This window comes from Micromonospora sp. NPDC002411, assembly GCF_053592955.1.
The window spans coordinates 1-20,846 of record NZ_JBSFBM010000084.1 but is presented as its reverse complement, the minus strand read 5'-3'; the positions used below and the strand labels follow the sequence as shown (position 1 = coordinate 20,846).

At 71.3% G+C, this 20,846-nt stretch carries 22 protein-coding genes; 9 read left to right on the top strand and 13 right to left on the bottom strand.

Annotation, left to right across the window (positions count from 1 at the left end; all coding sequences use genetic code 11):
• Nucleotides 1-39: 39 nt before the first annotated feature.
• From ACWCO3_RS12990 to ACWCO3_RS12980, 3 genes are all read right to left on the bottom strand, one after another.
• Entirely contained in the window at nucleotides 40-2,454 is a 2,415-nt protein-coding gene (locus ACWCO3_RS12990) for a sodium-translocating pyrophosphatase (RefSeq protein WP_450010015.1), read from the bottom strand.
• A gap of 317 nt (nucleotides 2,455-2,771) precedes the next feature.
• The gene (locus tag ACWCO3_RS12985) at nucleotides 2,772-3,209 is read right to left on the bottom strand and encodes an ATP-binding protein (RefSeq protein WP_030334228.1); all 438 of its coding nucleotides are present in this window, start codon (nucleotides 3,207-3,209) and stop codon (nucleotides 2,772-2,774) included.
• On the bottom strand, nucleotides 3,206-3,562 hold the full coding sequence (locus ACWCO3_RS12980; protein ID WP_088986718.1) for an STAS domain-containing protein: 357 nt from the start codon (nucleotides 3,560-3,562) through the stop codon (nucleotides 3,206-3,208). The genes ACWCO3_RS12985 and ACWCO3_RS12980 overlap by 4 nt, the downstream gene beginning before the upstream one ends.
• A 188-nt stretch (nucleotides 3,563-3,750) precedes the next feature.
• On the opposite strand from ACWCO3_RS12980, the gene ACWCO3_RS12975 reads away from it, so the two are divergent.
• From ACWCO3_RS12975 to ACWCO3_RS12965, 3 genes are all read left to right on the top strand, one after another.
• Nucleotides 3,751-6,135: a DEAD/DEAH box helicase gene (locus ACWCO3_RS12975; RefSeq protein WP_450010016.1), complete on the top strand. Its 2,385-nt coding sequence runs from the start codon at nucleotides 3,751-3,753 to the stop codon at nucleotides 6,133-6,135.
• Nucleotides 6,136-6,231: 96 nt separating this feature from the next.
• Nucleotides 6,232-6,441, top strand: coding sequence for a hypothetical protein (locus ACWCO3_RS12970; protein ID WP_145785959.1), 210 nt, complete (start codon nucleotides 6,232-6,234; stop codon nucleotides 6,439-6,441).
• A 142-nt stretch (nucleotides 6,442-6,583) separates the two neighbouring features.
• Nucleotides 6,584-7,162 carry an LURP-one-related/scramblase family protein gene (locus ACWCO3_RS12965; protein WP_145785958.1) on the top strand — a complete coding sequence of 193 codons (579 nt, stop codon included), beginning with the start codon at nucleotides 6,584-6,586 and terminating at the stop codon, nucleotides 7,160-7,162.
• Nucleotides 7,163-7,507: 345 nt separating this feature from the next.
• Here the strand turns inward: ACWCO3_RS12965 and ACWCO3_RS12960 are convergent, their stop codons facing one another.
• The 10 genes from ACWCO3_RS12960 to ACWCO3_RS12915 all read right to left on the bottom strand — a co-directional run bounded on the left by ACWCO3_RS12960 (nucleotide 7,508) and on the right by ACWCO3_RS12915 (nucleotide 15,672).
• Nucleotides 7,508-7,915 (bottom strand): Rv3654c family TadE-like protein, encoded by a 408-nt coding sequence (locus ACWCO3_RS12960; RefSeq protein WP_357937546.1) that lies wholly within the window; start codon nucleotides 7,913-7,915, stop codon nucleotides 7,508-7,510.
• Complete coding sequence (locus tag ACWCO3_RS12955) at nucleotides 7,915-8,355, bottom strand: TadE family type IV pilus minor pilin (protein WP_450010012.1); 441 nt, start codon at nucleotides 8,353-8,355, stop codon at nucleotides 7,915-7,917. The genes ACWCO3_RS12960 and ACWCO3_RS12955 overlap by 1 nt, the downstream gene beginning before the upstream one ends.
• On the bottom strand, nucleotides 8,352-8,519 hold the full coding sequence (locus ACWCO3_RS12950) for a DUF4244 domain-containing protein (RefSeq protein ID WP_088986723.1): 168 nt from the start codon (nucleotides 8,517-8,519) through the stop codon (nucleotides 8,352-8,354). Before ACWCO3_RS12950 ends, ACWCO3_RS12955 begins: the two co-directional genes overlap by 4 nt.
• A 23-nt stretch (nucleotides 8,520-8,542) precedes the next feature.
• Nucleotides 8,543-9,142, bottom strand: coding sequence for a type II secretion system F family protein (locus tag ACWCO3_RS12945; protein ID WP_358162209.1), 600 nt, complete (start codon nucleotides 9,140-9,142; stop codon nucleotides 8,543-8,545).
• A gap of 74 nt (nucleotides 9,143-9,216) precedes the next feature.
• Complete coding sequence (locus ACWCO3_RS12940) at nucleotides 9,217-10,500, bottom strand: type II secretion system F family protein (protein ID WP_450010010.1); 1,284 nt, start codon at nucleotides 10,498-10,500, stop codon at nucleotides 9,217-9,219.
• The gene (locus tag ACWCO3_RS12935) at nucleotides 10,497-11,708 is read right to left on the bottom strand and encodes a TadA family conjugal transfer-associated ATPase (RefSeq protein WP_354876554.1); all 1,212 of its coding nucleotides are present in this window, start codon (nucleotides 11,706-11,708) and stop codon (nucleotides 10,497-10,499) included. The genes ACWCO3_RS12940 and ACWCO3_RS12935 overlap by 4 nt, the downstream gene beginning before the upstream one ends.
• Entirely contained in the window at nucleotides 11,705-12,808 is a 1,104-nt protein-coding gene (gene ssd, locus ACWCO3_RS12930; RefSeq protein WP_450010008.1) for a septum site-determining protein Ssd, read from the bottom strand. Before ssd ends, ACWCO3_RS12935 begins: the two co-directional genes overlap by 4 nt.
• A 235-nt stretch (nucleotides 12,809-13,043) precedes the next feature.
• Nucleotides 13,044-14,045 carry a CU044_5270 family protein gene (locus tag ACWCO3_RS12925; RefSeq protein ID WP_450010006.1) on the bottom strand — a complete coding sequence of 334 codons (1,002 nt, stop codon included), beginning with the start codon at nucleotides 14,043-14,045 and terminating at the stop codon, nucleotides 13,044-13,046.
• The gene (locus ACWCO3_RS12920) at nucleotides 14,045-14,599 is read right to left on the bottom strand and encodes an RNA polymerase sigma factor (RefSeq protein ID WP_450010004.1); all 555 of its coding nucleotides are present in this window, start codon (nucleotides 14,597-14,599) and stop codon (nucleotides 14,045-14,047) included. Before ACWCO3_RS12920 ends, ACWCO3_RS12925 begins: the two co-directional genes overlap by 1 nt.
• Nucleotides 14,600-14,691: 92 nt before the next feature.
• Nucleotides 14,692-15,672 (bottom strand): hypothetical protein, encoded by a 981-nt coding sequence (locus ACWCO3_RS12915; RefSeq protein WP_450010002.1) that lies wholly within the window; start codon nucleotides 15,670-15,672, stop codon nucleotides 14,692-14,694.
• 236 nt (nucleotides 15,673-15,908) lie between these two features.
• Between ACWCO3_RS12915 and ACWCO3_RS12910 the strand changes: the two genes are divergently transcribed.
• The 6 genes from ACWCO3_RS12910 to ACWCO3_RS12885 form a co-directional block, all read left to right on the top strand.
• Nucleotides 15,909-16,493 (top strand): hypothetical protein, encoded by a 585-nt coding sequence (locus tag ACWCO3_RS12910; protein ID WP_450010000.1) that lies wholly within the window; start codon nucleotides 15,909-15,911, stop codon nucleotides 16,491-16,493.
• A 223-nt stretch (nucleotides 16,494-16,716) separates the two neighbouring features.
• Nucleotides 16,717-16,854, top strand: coding sequence for a hypothetical protein (locus tag ACWCO3_RS12905; protein WP_450009998.1), 138 nt, complete (start codon nucleotides 16,717-16,719; stop codon nucleotides 16,852-16,854).
• Nucleotides 16,855-17,353: 499 nt separating this feature from the next.
• On the top strand, nucleotides 17,354-18,160 hold the full coding sequence (locus tag ACWCO3_RS12900; RefSeq protein WP_269681479.1) for an HAD family hydrolase: 807 nt from the start codon (nucleotides 17,354-17,356) through the stop codon (nucleotides 18,158-18,160).
• 217 nt (nucleotides 18,161-18,377) lie between these two features.
• Entirely contained in the window at nucleotides 18,378-19,274 is an 897-nt protein-coding gene (locus ACWCO3_RS12895; RefSeq protein ID WP_450009995.1) for a hypothetical protein, read from the top strand.
• A complete protein-coding gene (locus ACWCO3_RS12890) occupies nucleotides 19,271-20,635 on the top strand; it encodes a methyltransferase (RefSeq protein WP_450009993.1) in 1,365 nt (454 codons plus the stop codon). The genes ACWCO3_RS12895 and ACWCO3_RS12890 overlap by 4 nt, the downstream gene beginning before the upstream one ends.
• The coding region (locus ACWCO3_RS12885; protein ID WP_450009991.1) for a TetR/AcrR family transcriptional regulator at nucleotides 20,530-20,846 on the top strand (317 nt) is incomplete at its 3' end. The genes ACWCO3_RS12890 and ACWCO3_RS12885, both read left to right, overlap by 106 nt.

Sequence of the window (20,846 nt, the reverse complement as noted above, 5' to 3'; positions counted from 1 at the left end):
TGATCTACGGCGAACTTGCCCCACACTATACAAAGGACATTATCCGTTGGAGCGACCCGGAGCGCCTGCAAGTCGCCTTGGAGGAACGTATCGGGAGGCGTTGACCGTCTCCGGCCGGTGGTCGGTGCTGCCCGCGCCGGTGTTGCCGTCGGCGTCGGAGTCGGACATCGCGATGCCCTTGCGCTTGCTGAACACCACCGACGCCACGATGATCAGCGTCGCCACCAGGGCGATGCCGATCCGCAGGCCGACGTTGCGGTCGTCGCCGACGCTCCAGGCCACCACGGCGGGTGCGATCAGCAGCGAGACCAGGTTCATCACCTTGATCAGCGGGTTGATCGCCGGGCCGGCGGTGTCCTTGAACGGGTCACCGACGGTGTCGCCGATGACCGTGGCGGCGTGCGACTCGGAGCCCTTGCCGCCGTACGCGCCGTCCTCGACCAGCTTCTTGGCGTTGTCCCAGGCCCCACCGGAGTTGGACAGGAACACCGCCATCAGCGTGCCGGCACCGATCGCACCGGCCAGGTACGCCGCGAGCGCGCCCGGCCCGAGGCCGAAGCCGACAGCGATCGGCGCCAGGATGGCGAGCAGACCGGGGGTCATCAGCTCGCGCTGCGCGTCCCGGGTGCAGATGTCGACGACCTTGCCGTACTCCGGGCGCTGGGTGCGGTCCATGATGCCGGGCAGCTCACGGAACTGCCGGCGGACCTCCATCACCACGGCACCGGCCGAGCGGGACACCGCGTTGATGGCCAGACCGGAGAAGAGGAAGACCACCGCCGCACCGATGATCAGGCCGACCAGGTTGCGCGGGTTCGCCACGTTCAGCGCGTTGAGGATCTCGTTGCCGACGTCGTTCACACCGGCGGTCGCGTACGCGCTGCTGAGCGTGTCGGTGTACGAGCCAAACAGCGCGGTCGCGGCGAGCACGGCCGTGGCGATCGCGATGCCCTTGGTGATCGCCTTGGTGGTGTTGCCGACCGCGTCCAGCTCGGTCAGCGTGCGCGCGCCGTGCTCGTCGATGTCACCGGACATCTCGGCGATGCCCTGGGCGTTGTCGGAGATCGGCCCGAAGGTGTCCATCGCCACGATCACGCCGACAGTGGTGAGCAGGCCGGTGCCGGCCAGCGCCACCGCGAACAGCGACAGCGTGATGGAGCTGCCGCCGAGCAGGAAGGCGCCGAAGACGCCTGCGCCGATGAGCAGCGCCGAGTAGACCGCCGACTCCAGGCCGATGCTGATGCCGGCCAGGATGACGGTGGCGGCGCCGGTCTGCGAGCTCTTGCCGATGTCCTGCACCGGTCGCCTGTTGGTCTCGGTGAAGTAGCCGGTCAACGCCTGGATCGCGGCGGCCAGCACGATACCGATCACGACCGCGCCGATGGCCACCAGTCGCGGGTTGCCGGGCGCGTCGGTCAGTCCACTGTCGAACTCGCCGAAGGTCGCCGGGAGGTACGCGTAGGCGGCGATCGCCACCAGCACCGCGGAGAGCACCGCCGACAGGTAGAAGGCACGGTTGATGGCGGTCAGACCACTGCGGTCGGAAGCCCGCAGCCGGGTGATGAAAACGCCGACGATCGCGATCAGCACGCCGATGGTGGAGATGATCAGCGGGAAGACCAGGCCCTCCTCGCCGAAGGCGGCGCGGCCGAGGATCAGCGCGGCGACCAGCGTCACCGCGTACGACTCGAACAGGTCGGCGGCCATGCCGGCGCAGTCACCGACGTTGTCGCCGACGTTGTCAGCGATGGTGGCGGCGTTGCGCGGGTCGTCCTCGGGGATGCCCTGCTCGACCTTTCCGACCAGGTCGGCGCCGACGTCGGCGGCCTTGGTGAAGATGCCGCCGCCGACCCGCATGAACATCGCGAGCAGCGCGGCACCGAAGCCGAAGCCTTCCAGCACGGTCGGCGCGTCACCCCGGTAGACGAGGACGACGAGCGCGGCGCCGAAGAGGCCGAGGCCGACGGTGAGGAAGCCGACGACACCACCGGTCCGGAACGCGATCTTCATGGCGGCCTCGCGGCCACCTTCGCGCTCTCTCGCGGCGGCGGCAACCCGCAGGTTGGCGCGGGTGGCCAACCACATGCCGGCACCACCGATGAACGCGCTGAACAGCGCGCCAACCACGAAGAACGCCGACCGGCCGATCTTCACTGCCAACTCACTGCCGTCGGTGTCGTGCACCGGCAGCAGGAAGAGCAGCACCACCGCGACGACCACGAAGATCGCCAGGGTACGGAACTGGCGGAGCAGGTAGGCCGAGGCGCCCTCCTGGACGGCCCCCGAGATCTCCTGCATTTTCTCGGTGCCCTTACCAGCGGCCAGCACCGTTTTCGTCAGGGCGGCAGCGAAACCGAGCGCCACCAGCGCGACAACCGCGGCGATGACGACGTAGGTGACATTGCTTCCGGTAAGGGAAAGCCCGCCGCCGTCGGCGGCCAAGGTCTCGGACATCTGTGTCCTCCTGTTACCGAACAATCGCGCCGGTGAGTGGAGACGCACTGACCGACGCCTGGATGCGGACTCGCAAGCGCGCGCCAACCCACCAGCGGACCAGCGATGAACACCCATACCCGCTGGCTGCGGGATGGGTCACTTGCTGACAACCCGGGTACTGTAGCCCTCCGCAGTGTTGGAGGTCACACCCAGGTGGCACCGTGTCGCGATGATCTTCGTCGCTGTGTTATGAAACGAAATCTGATATAGGGCCCGATCCATGCAAAGAAGGCCGCATCCCCAGCAGGGGACGCGGCCTACGCAGCGGAACTGGGTCAGCGGCCGACCGGCCACACCATCCGCACCTCGGTGCCGATGCCCTCGTCGACCGGGCGCACCTGAAGGTCCTCGACGAACCCGGCGAGCAGCGCGAAGCCGACGCCGGTGGTCAGCGCCTCGTCGGTGAGCGACTCGTTGGCCAGCTCGTCCGGCGGCAACGCGGTCAGACCGATGCCCGCCTCGATCGGCGCCCGGTCCACCACCCGCACCGCGTACGAGCCACCGTCGGACATCTCCACCAGCACCGGGTCGGCGAGGCCGTACTGCCGGTGCAGGGCCACCGCCCGGGTGCACGCCTCGCCGATGGCCAGGCGCACCTCGTCCAGCAGGTCCTCCCGGACCCCGGCACGCCGGGCGACGGCGACGCCGACCAACCGGGCGGTGCGCACGTGCACCGGGGCGGGCGAGAACGAGAGCTTGACTGTCGCCATCACGCGCCGGCGCCCGCCGGGTCGGCGCTGATCGCCGCGTCGACCGTCGGGTGCAGCGGGAACACCTGGTCCAGTGCGGTGATCCGGAAGATCTTGAGCAACGGCTCCTTGTCACAGACCAGCGCGAACGAACCGCCGGCCGACCGGAGCCGCTTGAGCGCGCCGACCAGCACGCCCAGCCCGGTGGAGTCGAGGAAGTCCACCCGACCGAGGTCGACCACCACGTGACGGGCGCCACCGTCGATCAACTCGAGGAGTCGTTCGCGGAGTCGGGGCGCGGTGTAGACGTCCACCTCACCACCGACCTCGAGCACCGTGTGCTCACCCACGGTGCGCGTCGCCAGCGACAGCTCCATCGGTCCTCCTCGCCAGAGCCGTAAACTCTCGTGGGCATCTAACCACTACCGCCGGCACGGCCTGCGAACGCCAGCGGAAGCTTCCCCTTACCCCGGTGTCCGACTTTTCATCTCCGAACACCAGTGCGAGAGTGCAGGGCGTGACCACCAACGACTTCAGCGCTGCGCGTCCCACGCCGCGCCACGACCTGGAGTCGTCGTCGCCGGCCACCGTATCCGCTGGTCACGGCCCGGGGCCAGCGCCGGCCGACCTGCTGCGCCGGCTACGCGCCCGAGGCGCCGGAGACCCGGTCACCCACGTGGAACGGGTGCCGGCACGCGCCGGGGTGCCCGCGCCCTGGCCGTCCTGGGCACCAGCGGAGCTCCGCGCCGCGTTCACCCGGCGTGGCGTGGTCGCGCCGTGGCAGCACCAGGCCCAGGCGGCCACCCTGGCGTACGAGGGCGACCATGTGGTGGTCGCCACCGGCACCGCATCCGGCAAGTCGCTGGCGTACCAGCTCCCGGCCCTGGCCACCCTGCTCGCCGACCCCCGGGCCACGGTGCTCTACCTGGCACCGACCAAGGCCCTCGCCGCCGACCAGCTGCGGGCCGTCGCCGCGCTGGAACTGGAGGGGGTACGCCCCGCCTGCTACGACGGGGACACTCCGCGCGCCGAGCGGGAGTGGATCCGCCGGCACTCCCGGTTCGTGCTGACCAACCCGGACATGCTGCACCACGGCATCCTGCCGGGGCATGCCCAGTGGTCCGGTTTCCTGCGTCGCCTCGCGTACGTGGTGATCGACGAATGCCACACCTACCGTGGGGTGTTCGGCTCGCACGTGGCGCACGTGCTGCGTCGGCTTCGCCGGCAGTGCGCCCGGTTCGGGGCCACCCCGGTCTTCGTCCTCGCCTCCGCGACCTCCGGTGACCCGGCCACCGCAGCCGGACGGCTGACCGGGCTGCCGGTGACGGCTGTCACCGAGGACGCGTCGCCGCGTGGCGGGGTGACCTTCGCACTCTGGGAGCCGCCGCTGCTTCCCCCCGACTCCGGCGCCGCTCCCCCCGACTCTTCCTCGGTGCCCGGCCAGGCAGCCGGCGACCACGACGACCTTCGGCAGGTCCGCCGGTCGGCGCTGCGCGAAACCGCGGACCTGCTCGCCGACACGGTCGCCGAGGGGGTACGCACACTCGCGTTCGTCCGCTCCCGCAAGGGCGCCGAGGTCGTGGCCGCCAACGCCCGTCGGTCGCTGGACGACGCGGTCCCGGGGCTCGGCGACCGGGTGGCCGCCTACCGGGGTGGCTACCTGCGCGAGGAGCGGCGCGAGTTGGAACGGGCGCTGCTGCACGGCGACCTGCTCGGCCTGGCCTCCACCAACGCACTTGAGTTGGGCGTGGACCTGGTCGGGTTGGACGCGGTGCTGATCTGCGGCTACCCGGGCACCCGGGCGTCGCTGTGGCAGCAGGCGGGCCGCGCCGGGCGTTCCGGGCAGGAGGCCCTCGCGGTCCTGGTGGCCCGGGACGACCCGCTGGACACCTACCTGGTGCACCACCCGGAGGCGATCTTCGGGGCGCCGGTGGAGGCGACGGTCCTCGACCCGGCCAACCGGTACGTGCTGGCACCACAGCTCGCCTGCGCCGCTGTCGAGGCCCCACTCACCCCAGCCGACCTGGTGCTCTTCGGGGACGGGGCGAAGGAGGCAGTCGACGAGTTGGTGGCGGCCGGCGCGCTGCGGCAGCGGCCCACCGGCTGGTACTGGCGGCACCGGGAACGCCCCGAGGTGGACCTACGCGGCGAGGGCGGCGCACCGATCGCCGTGGTGGAGTCGTCGACCGGGCGGCTGCTGGGCACGGTCGACGGTGGCTCCTCGCACTTCCTGCTGCACCCCGGAGCGGTCTACCTGCACCAGGGCGTCTCGTACGTGGTGGACGAGCTGGACCTGGCCGACGGCTGCGCGTTGGTGCACGTCGAGGAGCCGGACTGGTCCACCCACGCACGCGACGTCACCGACCTGTCGGTCGTGTCGGTGCGCTCGTACGTGGACGCCGGACCGGTCGGCATGTTCCTCGGCGAGGTGGACGTGACCAGTCAGGTCGTGTCGTACCAGCGGCGGCGGATCGCCACCGGCGAAGTGATCGACACCCGGCCGCTCGACCTGCCCGCCCGGGAACTGCGCACGGTGGCGGTCTGGTTCACCCTGTCACCGCAGTCGTTGGCTCTTGCCGGAGTCCAGTCGGCCGACGTACCGGGTGCGCTGCACGCCGCCGAACACGCCGCGATCGGCCTGCTACCGCTGATGGCGACCTGCGACAGGTGGGACATCGGCGGGCTCTCCACCGCCGTGCACGCGGACACCGAGGCACCGACCGTCTTCGTCTACGACGGGCACCCGGGTGGCGCCGGGTTCGCCGAGCGGGCGTACGGAACGGCGTCGGCGTGGCTGCGGGCGACACGGGACGCGATCGCGGAATGCGGTTGCGAGACCGGCTGCCCGTCCTGCGTACAGTCACCGAAGTGCGGAAACGGCAACAATCCGCTCTCCAAACCGGACGCGATCCGGGTGCTCGACGTGGTGTTGGCGAACCTGCCCGAGTAGCCGGTTGCATGAATCGGCTCGGCACTGGGCACAATGACATGGGAGCGCTTCCATCGATGTCCATGCTGTTGATTTCCCCGTGCCCGAGGAGAAGCCGTGGCCGACACGATTGCCGAAACCGTCGACCTGCTCTACACCATCGACCAGGACCATCTCACCCTCGACCAGCAGATCGCGCTCGGGTCGGCGATGGCCGCCCTGGCTCAGGCGGAACGGCTGGAGCTGATCAACGAGCGGCTGCGGGTGATCCACCAGGTCCTCAACACCTGGGCGGTGCGCGCCGCGACCACCCCTGACGGCCGCTGAGACTCCCCGGCTCCCCGACACGGGCAGCGGGGTGCCGGGTAGCTCATCGACCGCCCGACATCCGGTGTTCGTCGATGGCGGGGAGCGCGACGTTTGTCGAGCTGTGCGAGACTCCGGCGCACAGTCCCCCTGAGGAGATCAGATGCAGCTCGACAACTTGCAAGGTCAGCACCAGTTCCACGTTCGCCAGCGACTGCGCATGATGGTCAACCAGTACGAGGTCCGGGCCGTCGCCGCGGACGGCACCGAGGGTGAGCTGCTGGCGTTCGCGCAGCAGAAGCGCCTCGCCTTCAAGGAGCAGGTGACGATCTACACCGACGACTCCAAGCAGCAGCCCCTGCTCGGCTTCAAGGCTCGCCAGCGCCTCGACCTCGGCGCCACGTACGACGTCACCGACGCCGCCGGCAACCCGATCGGGCTGTTCCGCAAGGACTTCGCCCAGTCGCTGCTCCGTTCCACCTGGCACGTCGAGCAGGCCGGCCTTCCGCAGGTGACCGGCCAGGAGCGCAGCATGCCGGTGGCACTGCTGCGCCGCTTCGTCGACTCGCTGTCCTGGTTGCCGTACCACTTCGACTTCACCGCCGGCGGCCAGCCGGTCTTCACCGTGGTCAAGAAGTGGGGCCTGCGCGACAAGTACGTCGTCGAGGTGCAGAACCCCCAGATCGACCGCCGTCTGGTCATCGCGATGGCCGTCGCCCTCGACGCGCTCCAGGCCCGCTGATCAATCCGGCCACACATTCTCGGGCTGCTGGCCGGGGCACGGCCCCTGCCCCTGATCCCCGGCCAGCGGGCCCGCGCGGCGGCACGCCCCCCTGAACGCCCCGGTGTCCCGCGCACCCACCGCCCCTGTCGCTGGCGCTGGCGTTCCCTCAATCGGCGGCCGTCACGGGCTCGGTCACCGGTTGGGGTCGGGCGGGGTAGCACCCCCCTTTGGAGCTGATGTCGTAAACGCATCGCGCCTGATGTCGTATGCGGTTCAGCTTCAAAGCGGTACCCAAGCTGATCGGGGCCCGAGTGCACGGGCGGAGTTGCCCCGGCGGCTTCCGCAGCAGCACTGCCTGCGCGTTCAGGCGCGTACCGGGCCGGCTCGGGCCGTCGATGTGGCGACCCGGGTCAGTCCGGGAAGTGGTGCGAACGCCACCTCGACGGTCACCAGCACATCGAGCCCGTCGAGGTGACAGCCGACCATCCGGCCAGCATTGCGGGCGACGATGTCGGCAGCGGACGCGCAGGCCGCCACATCCCCGTCGAGCGCCATGGCGGCTCCGGCCAGCGCGCCGAGATCGGCTGCCACCATCGCCCGCTGATCGGCCATTCCGGCGACGGCGATGGCAGCGCCGAACGTCCCGAACAGCACGAGGACCAACCCCATCGCCAGCAGCACGACAGTCGCACCGCCCCGCTGCCCGTCCGGGCTGCCCTGGTCGACCCGCTCGGTGTCGGCTCCACGCCCGACGCGGACTGACCTGCACATCACGAGTGCCCATCGGCGACGCCTGGTTCCACGGCGGCGACGGCGGTCGCGACGACGGTGATCCGTGGTAGCCGACCGCCCAGCGTGCGGACGGGCGCGCGCACCGTCGCCCGCACCCGGCCGCCGTCGACGGACACCGACACCTCCGCCGCTGGCGGTGCCGCGCGCCCCGCCGCAGCGCTGCCGTCCTCGCCGCGGGCGGCGGCCAACGCAGCCTCCCGGGCCGCGTGAAGGCAGCTCGCCTGTGCGCTGACGGCGTTGACCGAGGTCAGGCCAGCCAGCAGGAGCAGGAGAAGCGCCGGCAGGCCGGCCGCCAGTTCGGCGGTGAACGACCCTCGGTCCCCGCGAGCGGCCGATTGAACGGTTCCCCACCCGCCGCGACCGGTCCGCCCCGAGGTGCCAGGCCGTGAACCGCGACCGGCCTGCCGGCGCCCGCTCACTTCAGTGCCCGGTCGATGACTGCGGTCAACGCCGACTGGACGTTGCCGGAGGTCAACACCTTCAACAGGATGCCGGCGAAGGCGACCGCCGCGAGCGTGCCGACCGCGTACTCGGCCGTGTTCATCCCGGCGTCCCCGCGCAGGCGGGCGAGCATTTTGCGCATGACTGTTTCCTTTCTCGTTGTGGTCAGAGCACGTCGCCGAGGACAGCGACGATCACCGGCACCAGGCCGGCGAGAATGAACGCCGGCAGGAAGCAGAGCCCCAGCGGCAGGACGATGAGCACCCCTGCCCGGCGTGCGGACGCCTCGGCGGCGGTGGCCCGGTCGGCACGCAGGTCGTCGGCGAGCCGGGTCATCGCCCCGGCCAGGGCAGCACCGCTGTTGGCCGAACGCAACGCCGCTGCCGTCAAGCGGTCCGCACCGGGTATCCCGTCCAACGCGGACCACGCCTCCACCGGGCCACCGCCGAGCAAGAGCGTGCGGCCGACGCGGGACAGGCGACCGGCGAGCGGCCCGTCCAGCGTCTCGGCTACGGCCAGAATCGAGCGGTCGACCGGGGCACCCGCGCGCATTGCCGCAGCGAGAAGATCAGCGGCGAGCGGCAGGTCGGCCGCCTCCTGGAGCCGCCGCTTGCGGACACTAGGGGACTCGATCCGCCGCAGGAGACGATCCAGCAGGAATGCGGTCGGTACCGCGCCCAGCATCCCGAACCAGCCACCGACGACGACTGCCACGGCAAGCCCACCCAGCGCCGCCGCGAGCCGGATCGTGTCCGGCCGCAGCATCGAGGATGCGCTGCGCTTGCCAGTCGAGCTGCGTCGACTCGCTGTGCCGCGTTGGCTCGTCGGGCCCCTGGGCGTCATCCGGTTCGCCCCGGTGTCGCGCTCAGTCGTTCTGCCCAGAGAAGGCCCACGACCTGCAGGGCGACGGCGAGAACCGCACAGGCCCCACCGACCCTGCTGTGCAGGAGCACCGCCACCGGGTCGACGCCGATGCCGTACCCGAGCCCGATCCCTCCGACCGGCAGCGCCGCCAGTAACCAGGCCGTGGCTCGGGCGCCGGCCGCCTGTGCCGCTGCGGCGGCCAGACCTCGGTCGGTCGCCCGAGCGTCCGCCTCGATCCGCTCGACGAGCTCCGCGAGCGGAGCGCCGGTCCGGTCTGCCAGTCGCACCGCTGCTGAGGTCAGCTGACGAAGCCGGTCCGGCCCGTCGGCGGCGACGTCGAGCGCGTGTGGGACTGGCAGGCCGGCCCGGAGGTCCGCAGCGAGGCCGCAGAGTTGGTCCAGCCCGCGTCGTCGGACCTGTTCGGTGCTTCGGTTCGTTCGCCAACGCAGCACGGCACGCACTGCCACCGTGCCGTAGCTGGCCAGCGCGACCGCGGCGACCGGACCACCGACCACGGCGCCGACGCCACCGGCCAGGAGGCCGGCCAACGGCAACACACGTGCCGTCGGCCGCATGGTCCGCGCTCCCGCGATGACGCTCGGCCCGCTGATCATCGTGTCGGCCGTCCGCTGGTCACCGGGCTCAAGATCGCCGCTCCCCTCGGCCCCTTGCGAGCTGGACAAGGCGCTCCGGGAGCCCGCTGCCACGTCTTGCCGCTCGACGGATGACGCTGGGCCCTCGACGTCGACCACGTCTACGGCGTCGATCGCAATGGCTGCCACCGTCGCGCCGCCCCCACGTCCTGCGTCTGAGGCCGTGGCCTCCGGTCGGGCGGTGCCGGCTGGCCGCCGAGGGTCCCGGCGGGTCGGCGGACGTGTCGGGCCCGCCGGACCAGTCGACCTCACGGGCCCGCCCGGTCCGGCCGGCCCGCCCAGCTCCCCGGGCCAGCCTGGTCCCCCGGTGGCGTCCCGGGCCGGCCAGCCGAGGGCTGCCGATGTCACGCTGGGCTGTGGCTGGTAGGCGATGCCGACCGGACGGCCCACGGTCGGCGAGTCGCCGGCTCCGTCGACAGACCCGTCCGGTGTACGACCGAGTTCCCGGATCCACTCCACCAGTGCCTCGTCCGGGTCGGCCCCGGCCTTCCCGCGTCCCGTCTCCAACACGCGACGTCGGCGGGCTCGGACGCTCTGCACCGGCCACGCCACCAGGGCAGCGGCCACCAGGAGCAGCGCCGCCACCACCAGCGCCCCGCTGGTCATGCCGGGCCTGCCGATCCGGGCCACGGCTCGCTGAGGATCGGCGGCACCGCCACCCCGCGCTCCCGCAGCAGCGCCCCGAGCGCGCGGGCGGCCAACCCGAGGCCGCTGCCACGCACCCAGGCGGGCACCACGGTCACCAGGCGCTCAGGCCCCTCCGGCAGCAGCAGGCAGACCGACTCCAGGACACGCCCCCGGTCGCCTCGTCGCACCTGAAACAGCACCTGCAGGGCAGCGGTGACCTGGGCGTGCAGCGCGGCGCGGGGCAGGCCGCCCAGCATGCCCAGGGCCTCCAGCCGGGCCGGCACGTCGGACGGGGTGTTGGCGTGCAGCGTGCCCGCGCCTCCGTCGTGGCCGGTGTTGAGGGCACCCAGCAGGTCGACCACCTCACCACCCCGGCACTCCCCGACCACCAGGCGGTCCGGCCGCATCCGCAGGGCCTGCCGGACCAGGTCGCCCAGGCCGACGACGCCCGATCCCTCCACATTGGCGGTACGCGCCTGGAGCCCCACCACGTGCGGATGACCTGGCCGCAGCTCGGCGGCGTCCTCCACCAGCACGATGCGCTCGGTGGCGGGCACCATGCCCAGCAGCGTGTTGAGCAGCGTCGTCTTACCGGACCCCGTCCCACCTGTCACCAGGTACGCCAGTCGGGCAGCGACGACGGCGGCGAGCAGCGGTGCCACAGGCCGAGGCACCGTCCCCTGACGTACCAGCTCGTCGAGGGTGAACGGTCGGTGCCGAAAGGTCCGCAGGGACAGGTACGGACCTTCGGTCGCCACCGGCGGCAGCACGGCGTGCAGCCGAGTGCCGTCGGGAAGCCGCGCATCCGCGTACGGAGATCCGTCGTCCAGCCTCCGGCCGGCGCTGGCAATCAACCGCTGCGCCAGCCGGCGTACGTCCTCGACCGAGCCCACCGGCACCGCGACCTGTTGCAGCCCCGAACCACGGTCGACCCACACTCGCGTCCCGTTGACCAGGACGTCGGTCACCTCCGGGTCGGCGAGCAGCGGAGCCAGCGGGCCGGCGCCGACGAGGTCGTCGCGCACCCGGTCGGCGATCCGCAGCACTGCGGTGTCGCCGAGCACCGCGGCGTTGGGCTCGGCCCGTACCGCGGACACGATCGCCGCCGGCGTCACGGGAGTGGTGGCGGCGGCGATGCGCTGCCGTACGCGGGCGGCGAGGGTGCCGTCCTCCGGCCTGCCGGTCATGCCGCACCTGCCGACGGCACGCCGGTGAGGTCGGCGACGATCCGTTGGCAGAGTGCGGCAAGAGGTCCTTTGCCCGCGGCAGCGGGTGCCTCACCTCGTTCCAGCCCTCGGCACAGCCCCGGCTCGGGACGCAGCGTGCCTGCCAGCGGCAGGCCAAGAGCCCGTGCGACCTCGGCCGCGCGTAGCCGACCGGGGGCGGGCCCGCGCACCACCACCGAGAGCGCCGCGCAGTGCGGGGCGGCGGCGGCCACTACTCGCGCCGCCGCAGCGGTGGCCCGCAGCTCGGCCGGGACGACGACGAACGCCTGGTCGGTCGACTGCAACGCCACCACTGCCGCGTCGTCCAACTGTCGAGGCAGGTCGACCACCACGAAGTCCCGCCCACGCCGGGCGGCGTCCACGGTCGCCGCCATCGCCGCCGCCGGCAGGGCCAGCATCTCGCCGCGATCCCAGGAGAGCACCACCAGGTCACCTCGACTGGGCAGGGCCTGCACCAGCGCCGGGGCGTCCACCCGCCCGTCCGCGCCGGTGAGCGACGGCCACCGCAGCCCTTCCAACTGTTCCCAGCCCAGCACGAGGTCGAGGCCACCACCGAGGGGATCGGCGTCGACCAGCAGAGTGCGTAACCGGGCCCGCGCGGCGGTCACGGCCAGGCCACCGGCCAGGACGCTCGCACCGGCACCGCCCCGACCGCCGAAGACCGCGACGACCCGGGCCCCCACGCCGTCCGGACCGTCCGAGCCCTGTTCGGCGAACCGGTCCACCAGCCACGATTCCGCGGCGGGCAGCATGGCGACGTACTCGGCCCCTACCAGCTCGGCGATCTGCCAACCGGGGTCGAGCTGACCGGCCCGACCGACCAGCACCAGCCGGGGTCGCTGCGGCAACCGGGCACGCAGACATGCCTGCGCCTGGTCGATGCCGAGCATCACCAGCGGCGCGGGAACCCATCGGGTACGAGCGGCCGCCGGGTCGCGGGCGAGTTCCACCTCGGTCCCGCCTGCGGCGGCGAGCCGGAGCACGTCATCGAGCAGATCATCGTCGCCGGTGACGACCAGCGGAAGCCGGCGGATCGGCGGGACGGAGGTACGGGATGGCATCGCGGCCTCCAGCGGTCGGGCTCTGGTATGCCGCCGACCCTGCTCGGAATCCGCCCCACGAACCTCCCCGACCGTGTCGCCTGTGGACAAGCGGGCGGGCTGTGGACAACACCCATGACAGCAATTGATCTGCTACGGGTGCGCACGTTTGCGCAGCTGAAGCGGTTGTCGACATCGACAGCGGGACCGCTCCCGAAAGAGCGGTCCCGGAAATCGCCAGCCCTGCCTTCGGCGGTCAGCCGAGCCGATCGGTCCAGGCAGTTTCGAGGATCACCTGGTACGAGCTGATCCGCACCGGCGACATCGTCAGCCGTTCGTTGGCGAGCAACTCACCTGTCGTGGAATCGAAGACCAGGAGAGACTGCGCGTCGTGTTCGCGGTCGTCGAAGGTGACGGCAACCCCGCCCCGGCCGGCGCGGTCGGTGACCTCCCCGCGCCAGCGGAAGCCGGGCACGTCGGCGAGGACGCGCAGGATCTCCGCCCGGGTGGCGCGTGGCACGACGTATCGCCCGTAGAGGGTTGCGACCTCCTTGCTCGCGGCCCCGGCGCCGTACTCGACCTTCAGCAGCTCACGCAGCTCGATCGGGTCAGCCGACGGAGGCGTGAGCTCCCGAGGCGGGAGCGGGATGACGGACGGAGCGGGGGTCGCGCCGACCGCCGGGCCCAGACCGGGTCTGCGCTGCCAGTAGTCCCGAGACTCCGGGTCGGGGTACTGCGGCTCCAGGTGGACGATGGTCTGCTGCCCGGTGCCGTCGGCGGCCCGCCAGATCTTCCTCTCGTCGGCAAAGGCCACGTGGTGGCGGCCGTCGGCGGACGTCATCACCGGGTCGCCCCACACCTTGGTGTGGTGGTACATGTAACGCCCGCCGCGGCCGTCGTACCCCGCATTCTTGATCTTGTCGGCGAGCGCGCGCAGCCGCGGGCCTGCCGCCGGCGGATCCGCGTCGAACTGGTACGCCACCGGCACGAGCACCGAGCCCGCCGCCGCTTCCCGAGTTGCCGGTGAGCCCTCACCGAACGGCTGGAGGACCGCCACGGCCCCGGCCGCCACCGCCAGCGTCCCGGCCGTCAGGACCAGCCGTCGGGTCGGGCGTACGCGAGGATCACGGGCGAGCCGTTCGGTAGCGCCGGCGCGGTCGATCAGCTCGCGCGCCGAGACCAGCGGTGGCCCGACGTTGGCGTTCCGGGCCGGGTCGGCGGGGCCGAGAAAAGTACGGGTTCGCTCTACTCCGAACATCACAGATCCTCTCGAACGGTCACCAACACCGGACGACGCCGGGACTGAGCGGGCCGGTCCGACATCGCCTCGACGAGACGTCGGCGGGCGCGGTGCAGGCGCACCGCAGCGGTTGCCCGGGTACAGCCCAGGACCTTGGCTGCCTCGGACACCGTCAACTCCTCCCAACCGACCAACCGGAGGATCTCCTGGTCGATCTCACCGAGGGTGGCCAGGGCGGCCCGGAGGTCGGCGACCCCGACTGTGGTGTCCGCACCGGACGAACCGCCCAGCCGAGCCAGCTCGACGTCGCTGATCGGCAGGAGGTCCGGGGCGGTACGCCGTGACCGCCACTGGTTGGCCAGAAGGCGCCGGGCCACCCCGTACAGCCAGGGCAGGCTGCGGTCGGGCACCTCGACGCGACGACGCCAGGCGACGACGAAGACCTCCTGTGCCAGTTCCGCCGCGGCGTCCCCGTCGGCGAGCCGGCGCAGGCCGTATCGGACGATGTGCGCGTACTCGGCGGCGTAGAGGCTGGTAAACCACCCCTCGTCGCGCTCTGCTGGTGGACCCACCCGAACCCCCACTGCCTCGGCGTCTCTCACAGTGACTTGTGTCGCAGGGGGCCCGAGGATTACCGCGTTGCCGATGACCAGTGGTCGAGTGGTCAGCCGACCTCGCGGACCAGGCGGTACAGGTCGTGGCGGACGGTCGGCCAGTCATCGCCAACCGCGTGTCGAGCGGCACTCACCGCGTCGAGCGCTGCCAACCCACTGCCCGTCGCCGAGTGCAGGGCGTGGACGGCGGAGGAAAAATCGTGCACGTCGGCGCCCTGCACCTTGAGGCGGTGGATGATCCTCGAACGGGCTTCCTCGTCCAGGGTCACGCCCCGCTCGACGGCGTCCACCACCTGCTGCACGAGCTCGTCGTCGCTGAAGCTGAACCGCGTGGTGACCGCCCGCACGGCAAGCGTCAGCGCCGAACGCCGCACCTGTTCCGACGCGGCGCGCAGCCGCGCGTCGAGGTCGGGCTCGTCGTGGCCGAAGTTCGAGGGCGGCCTCGGGTCGGGCGGGATCGAGCCGAGCCGTACCGTCACCCATGGTCCGGCCTGCGGATCGGCGCCCTCGTCGCCGACCCACTCGGCGGGCAGCCGCACGCCGGTCCGCCGCTCGACGAACGCCATCGCCGCGGCAGTCACCTGGCCGGTGCCGCGCGCCGCGCGCACGTCGGCCAGGTCGTCGTCGAACGCCGCCGGGTCATCGCCGTACCGTCGGTCGGGATCGTTCATGTCCATCCAGGCGAGCACCTTGCCGTACACCGCGTAGGTGAGGCTGCCATTGCCGTTGATGGTCCAGTCGACCGTGTGAACCCGCAGGCCGTCGCTGGCCCAACGCAGCACCTCAGGTCGGCTCAGCGCACAGCCGTTGTCCTGGAACACCACCACGTTCGGGCCAATCTGCGCCAGGTCGGCGAGCTCGCCCGACTGGCTGTCACCCGGCTCCACACGCCTGGCCCGAAGGCGCTCGATGACGCCGTCGACGGTGGCCTCGGCACTCGCCGGCTGCACCACGGCCCAGCTCAACCCTTCGGCGAGCCAATCCCGATCGGCCAGGAAGTCGTCGTAGTAACGCACCATGTCCGACACCATCCGAACACGCTACGACGATCGCGGCTCCCTCTGGGTCCCCCGGAGCTAGCGGGCCGGTGTCCGGTCCGTCAGCCGGGGCAGACCAAGAACGCTGGTGGTCTGAGAATCAGCAGAAGGTCCCGGACGGCTGGTCGGCGTTGTCCGATGGCGTCGGCGGGCGGGCTCGGCTGTACGACAGGCCGACGCGCTCTGATGCGGAGCGACTCTAGGCTGACGCCCATGTCGTGGAGCATGCAGTGATCGACCTGGACAAGCGCGATCATCAGCCGACGGAGTCGAATACCACTGCCCATGACGACCCCGTACCCAAACAAAAAATGGTTCTGGGGCTCGTCGCCGTCTTCGTCGTCGGCGTTCTGCTCGGCGGCTTCGCTGTCCAACGGCGAGCGTCGCACGAGGAGCGGGAGCGGAACTCGATGGTCGCGCTCGTGGCCTTCCCTCAATCGGCCAGTTTGGGAAGCTCGAACTTGCAAACGGTCACCCTGGACGGAGGCAGCGGTGCCGCCCAGATCAAAATGACCGGGCATTTGATGGTGATCAACGCCGGCCCCGCGCCGATCATCGTTAGACGGGTTGCCGTGGAAAGGTCGGGCATGGTGTCAGCCAGCACTGGGGCACCCCGACTGTCACCCCTTGGCGGCACCGGTGAGCTCGTGGTCGAGCTGTTGTTCGAGTGCCCGGTCGCGTTTTTCCAGGAGCCGCTGCCCCTGGGTTTCGAGGTCGAGACCGAGGACAAGCACGTTCGAGAAATCAGCTACCCGGTCACCCTCGCAGGAAGCGACTGGCAGCGCATCGCCCCGACCAATTGCAAGCATGCATAGGCGCCGCGGCTCCGAACCCGGCGAGATATACGACGACGACCCGGTGGACGAGCAGCCCGTCTTTACCGACCCGTGGTGGGACCTACGCCGAGGTGGCCCAACCGAACATCAACAACGTGAATCACTGCACGCCGAACTTCTGACCGAGGTGGCCGCTGGGCATCCCCTACACGACCGGACCGTCCGAGTCATCGGCAGGTCCACAGCATCAGACGACATCGTCGTGGAGTTGGCCTCTGGTGGCTGGGCCCAGGTGCACCTCACCTGGAAGTGCTCGCCCGAGAGACCACCCTGGCCCAGCGTCACCTTCTACGGCACGGTCGAGGCCCTCGAAGAGGACATCCACGAGCCAGACTGGTGAGGACACCGAAGATCATCTGGCCGGGATACAGGACGAAATTTCCGCACGCCGTTGCGTCACGGACGGACGGGATCCCGATCTCGGCGGCAGCCGGTGTCCGGTTTCAAGACGTGTGTAAAGACTCGACGCAGACGGAGGCGTCCTGTGAGCTGCGGCGGAGTAGCGCTCCCAGAAAGGGACGACCCCCGTCGGGGGGAGACGGGGGTCGTCGAAGGTTCGGCTCCGGGGGGGTCGAGCCGAACCACTCAGCGGTCACGGGGGGTGCAACCGCCGAGCGTCTGCCTGTTGTCGGGTATGTGAAAGCTCGTCGTACGGACAAGTTTGCCTGAGCGCGCCCGTCACGTCGAGTGGTGCTTGCTCCACTCACCGCGAAAATCTCCTCGCAGAGTGTGAGCGCGATCACGCGGAGCGGAGATGGTGGTGCCTGCCCGCAGGTGTGAGGGGTGGCCTGACCCCGGGCACCCGCCGACGATAGACCATCCGGCTAGACTTTCGCGCCGTGGGCCGAAGTGCCGCTTTCTTCGATCTGGACAAGACCGTCATCGCCAAGTCGAGCGCCCTGGCGTTTGGTCGGCCGTTCTACCGGGACGGGCTGATCACCCGGCGTGACGTGGTCAAGTCGGCGTACGCGCAGCTGATGTTCCGGCTGGGCGGCACCGACGAGCAGACCATGGCCCGAACACGGGACTACCTGGCTGCGCTCTGCAAGGGCTGGCAGGTGGAGCAGGTCCGCCAGATCGTCGCGGAGACACTCCACGAGCTGATCAACCCTTACGTGTACGCCGAGGCAGCCGTCCTGATCGCCGAGCACCAGGCGGCGGGGCGGGACGTGGTGCTGGTGTCGGCGTCGGGCGAGGAGATGGTCCGGCCGATCGGCGAGTTGCTCGGGGTCACCGACGTGATCGCCACCCGGATGACGGTCCGCGACGGCCGGTACAGCGGTGAGGTCGAGTTCTACGCGGCCGGCCCGAGCAAGGTCGAGGCGGTCAGCGAGCTGGCGGCAGCCCGGGACTACGACCTGGCCGACTCGTACGCCTACTCCGATTCGTACAGCGACCGTCCCCTGCTGGAGTGCGTCGGCCACCCGAGTGTGGTCAACCCGGACCGGCAGTTGCGCAAGCTGGCTTCGGAGAACGCGTGGCCGGTGCTGGAGTTCCGGCACCCGATCCCGCTGGGCCGCCGCCTGCGGGAGCGACCCGCGGTGCCGGTGGCCGCGGCGGCGCTCGGCGTCGGCGTGGGCGTGGCCATCGGCATCGCCTGGTACGGCCGGCACCGTCGCACTCGCGCGGCCACGACCACCGCCTGACGAGGTCCGCCCAGCCGCACACGATCACCGTCACTGCCTGACAAGGCCCGCCCGGTGGTGCGTGCGTCGCTACCCAGGCTCTTCGGCAGCACTCCCGGCAACGTCGAGTGTCATCTATCCGATTCAACGCGTCACCCCCGCTCGTACACGGGATTGAGCGAGCGCTCAAGTAGTCGTACCCTCGTTTTGAGCGAACGCTCAAGACGGGGGAGATCGCATGACTGTTGACGACGAGCCGACACAACGCACGGTCAGTGCACGCTGGATCCTGGCCGGCCTGATCACGCTCCTCGGGGCGGTCCTCTTCGTCGGGGTGGTCAACCAGGGCCGCGCGGACAGCGCGATGCTCTTCGTGGCGCTTCCGGTGCTGCTGGCCGCCGGCCTCACGCTCGCACCTCACCGAACAGCCCACGGCCAGGTCTTCGCGGCCACGACGATCGCCCTGTTGCTGGCTGCGGTGGCACTGCACGAGGGCGCGATCTGCGTCCTCCTGGCCGCGCCGTTGGTCTACGCGGTGGCACACGGCACCACCGCGCTGATCCGCGTCCTGCGGGACGCCAACCGCCCGTACGTCATGGTGGCCGTGCCTCTGCTGCTCCTGCCCGGCCTGGAGGGCAGCGGCATCGCTCCCCGGGTCGCCCCGGAACAGACGGTCGAGGTGACCCGGGTCGTCGGGCTTCCGGTGGACCGGGTGGCCGAGCGTCTCGCCACCGGCCCCCGCCCGACCGCTGTCCAATCGGTGCCGCTGCGGCTCCTGGGCGTGCCCACACCCGGGCAGGTCACCGGCGACGGGCTCGACGTCGGCGACAGGTGGATGTTCGGCTACCACGGCAGCGCGCACGGGCCGGGCGGCCACCTGCTCGCCGAGGTGGAGAGCGCCGCCCCGGGGCAGGTCGGTTTCCGTTTCGTCGACGACAGCTCCATCACCGCGCGCTGGTTCACCTGGCGGCACGCGCAGCTGAGCTGGCGGGCTGTCGACAGCGGGCACACCGAGGTCCGGGTCCGGGTCGACTACACGCGGGGCCTGGACCCGTCCTGGTACTTCGGCCCGCTGCAGCAGGTGCTGCTCGGCGCCGGGGTCGGGCACCTTCTCGACATGCTGGCGTTGGAGTGACTGTCGCCCGCTGGCTGAGCCTGGCACTGCCGCTGGCCGCCGTGCTGGCCGTCGGCGCTCGGGAGCGGGACCGGTCCGTCCGGGCCGCGGGGCTGCTGGCGTTCCTGACCGCCGGGATCGGCATCGCCGCGCTGCACGAGGTCGCCCGCCTGGCCGGCTGGTACGCCTTCGCTCCGGTCGACGGCGCGTACCGGGGGATGCCGGTCGACCTGTGGATCGGCTGGGCGGCCCTCTGGGGCCCGCTGCCGGTGCTGCTGCGCCGGGTGCTGCCGCTGCCGATCGCGCTGGGTCTGCTGCTCTGGGTCGACGCGGTGGCGATGCCGGCGCTGCACCCGCTGGTCAGCCTCGGACCGCACTGGCTCGTCGGGGAGGTGGTGGGCCTGCTCGTGGTGGCGCTGCCTGCCCAACTGCTCGGGCGGTTCAGCGCCGACCGCCGGCACCTGGGCGCGCGGACGTCACTTCAGGTGGGAGTCTTCGCCGCCCTGCTGCTCTGGTTCGTCCCCAGCCTGGCCTTCGAGGTGGGCTACGGGTCGTGGGCCGGGCTGACCGAGCTGGACCGCACCGGGATGCTCCTCGTCGCGCAGCTGGCCCTGCTGGTTGCCGCGCCTGCGGTGGCCGCCGTCGTGGAGTTCGCCGTGCGGGGCGGTGGCACGCCGTACCCGTGGGATCCGCCGCGTCGTCTGGTCACCACTGGCCCGTACGCGTACCTGGCCAACCCGATGCAGCTCGCCGCCGTGGTGCTGCTGCTGTTCACCGCAGCGGTCACCCGGAGCGTCGCAGTGGTTCTGGCGGCGGTGTCGGCGACGGCGTTCGGCGCGGCGGTGGCCGGGCCACACGAGCACCATGACCTGCGGACGCGGTACGGCGACTCCTGGCGGTCCTACCGGCGGCAGGTACGCGACTGGTGGCCCCGCTGGCGGCCGTACCCCTCCGAGCCGTCGGCGGTGCTCTGGCTGGACGACGACTGCGGGCCGTGCGCGGCCCTCTGGCGGATGTTGGCCCGGCGGCACCCGGTCGGCTTGCGGATCCGGCCGGCCCGGGAGCACGAGCACGTGCTGTGGCGGGCGGAGTACGTGGGCGGCGACGGTCACACGGAACGGGGGGTGGCCGCCGTCGCCCGCGGACTCGAACATGTCCACCTCGGTTGGGCGTTCGTCGGTTGGACGCTACGACTGCCCGGGGCCACCTGGCTGGCCCAGCTGGTGACCGATGCGATGATCGCAGCGCCGCATCCGGCCCGCCCGAGAGGAGAGCCATGTCCGACACCAAGCAGCGTCTCCTCGACGGCGCCATCGCCGCCATCCGCGAGCACGGCATCGCCGGTGTGTCCGCCCGGACCATCGGCGCCGCAGCCGGAGTGAACCAGGCCCTGGTCTTCTACCACTTCGGCACGGTGGACGACCTGCTCACGGCGGCCTGCCGGGCCAGCACAGCGGAGCGGGTCGAGCGATGGTCGGAGCGGTTGGCCTCGGCCGGGTCGCTGCGCGAACTACTCGCGGTCGGGCGGGAGCTGCACGAGGAGGAACGCCAGCTCGGCAACGTCACCTTCCTGGCCCAGATGCTGGCGGGGGC

Bases quoted from the DNA above. Each gene is read 5' to 3' on its own strand.
- ACWCO3_RS12895 (WP_450009995.1), top strand. From the start codon at position 18,378: ATGACTGTTGACGACGAGCCGACACAACGCACGGTCAGTGCACGCTGG.
- ACWCO3_RS12915 (WP_450010002.1), bottom strand. From the start codon at position 15,672: ATGGTGTCGGACATGGTGCGTTACTACGACGACTTCCTGGCCGATCGG.
- ssd (WP_450010008.1), bottom strand. From the start codon at position 12,808: ATGCCATCCCGTACCTCCGTCCCGCCGATCCGCCGGCTTCCGCTGGTC.
- ACWCO3_RS12925 (WP_450010006.1), bottom strand. From the start codon at position 14,045: ATGTTCGGAGTAGAGCGAACCCGTACTTTTCTCGGCCCCGCCGACCCG.
- ACWCO3_RS12950 (WP_088986723.1), bottom strand. From the start codon at position 8,519: ATGCGCAAAATGCTCGCCCGCCTGCGCGGGGACGCCGGGATGAACACG.
- ACWCO3_RS12990 (WP_450010015.1), bottom strand. From the start codon at position 2,454: ATGTCCGAGACCTTGGCCGCCGACGGCGGCGGGCTTTCCCTTACCGGA.
- ACWCO3_RS12940 (WP_450010010.1), bottom strand. From the start codon at position 10,500: ATGACCAGCGGGGCGCTGGTGGTGGCGGCGCTGCTCCTGGTGGCCGCT.
- ACWCO3_RS12980 (WP_088986718.1), bottom strand. From the start codon at position 3,562: ATGGAGCTGTCGCTGGCGACGCGCACCGTGGGTGAGCACACGGTGCTC.
- ACWCO3_RS12935 (WP_354876554.1), bottom strand. From the start codon at position 11,708: ATGACCGGCAGGCCGGAGGACGGCACCCTCGCCGCCCGCGTACGGCAG.
- ACWCO3_RS12965 (WP_145785958.1), top strand. From the start codon at position 6,584: ATGCAGCTCGACAACTTGCAAGGTCAGCACCAGTTCCACGTTCGCCAG.
- ACWCO3_RS12945 (WP_358162209.1), bottom strand. From the start codon at position 9,142: ATGCTGCGGCCGGACACGATCCGGCTCGCGGCGGCGCTGGGTGGGCTT.
- ACWCO3_RS12960 (WP_357937546.1), bottom strand. From the start codon at position 7,915: ATGTGCAGGTCAGTCCGCGTCGGGCGTGGAGCCGACACCGAGCGGGTC.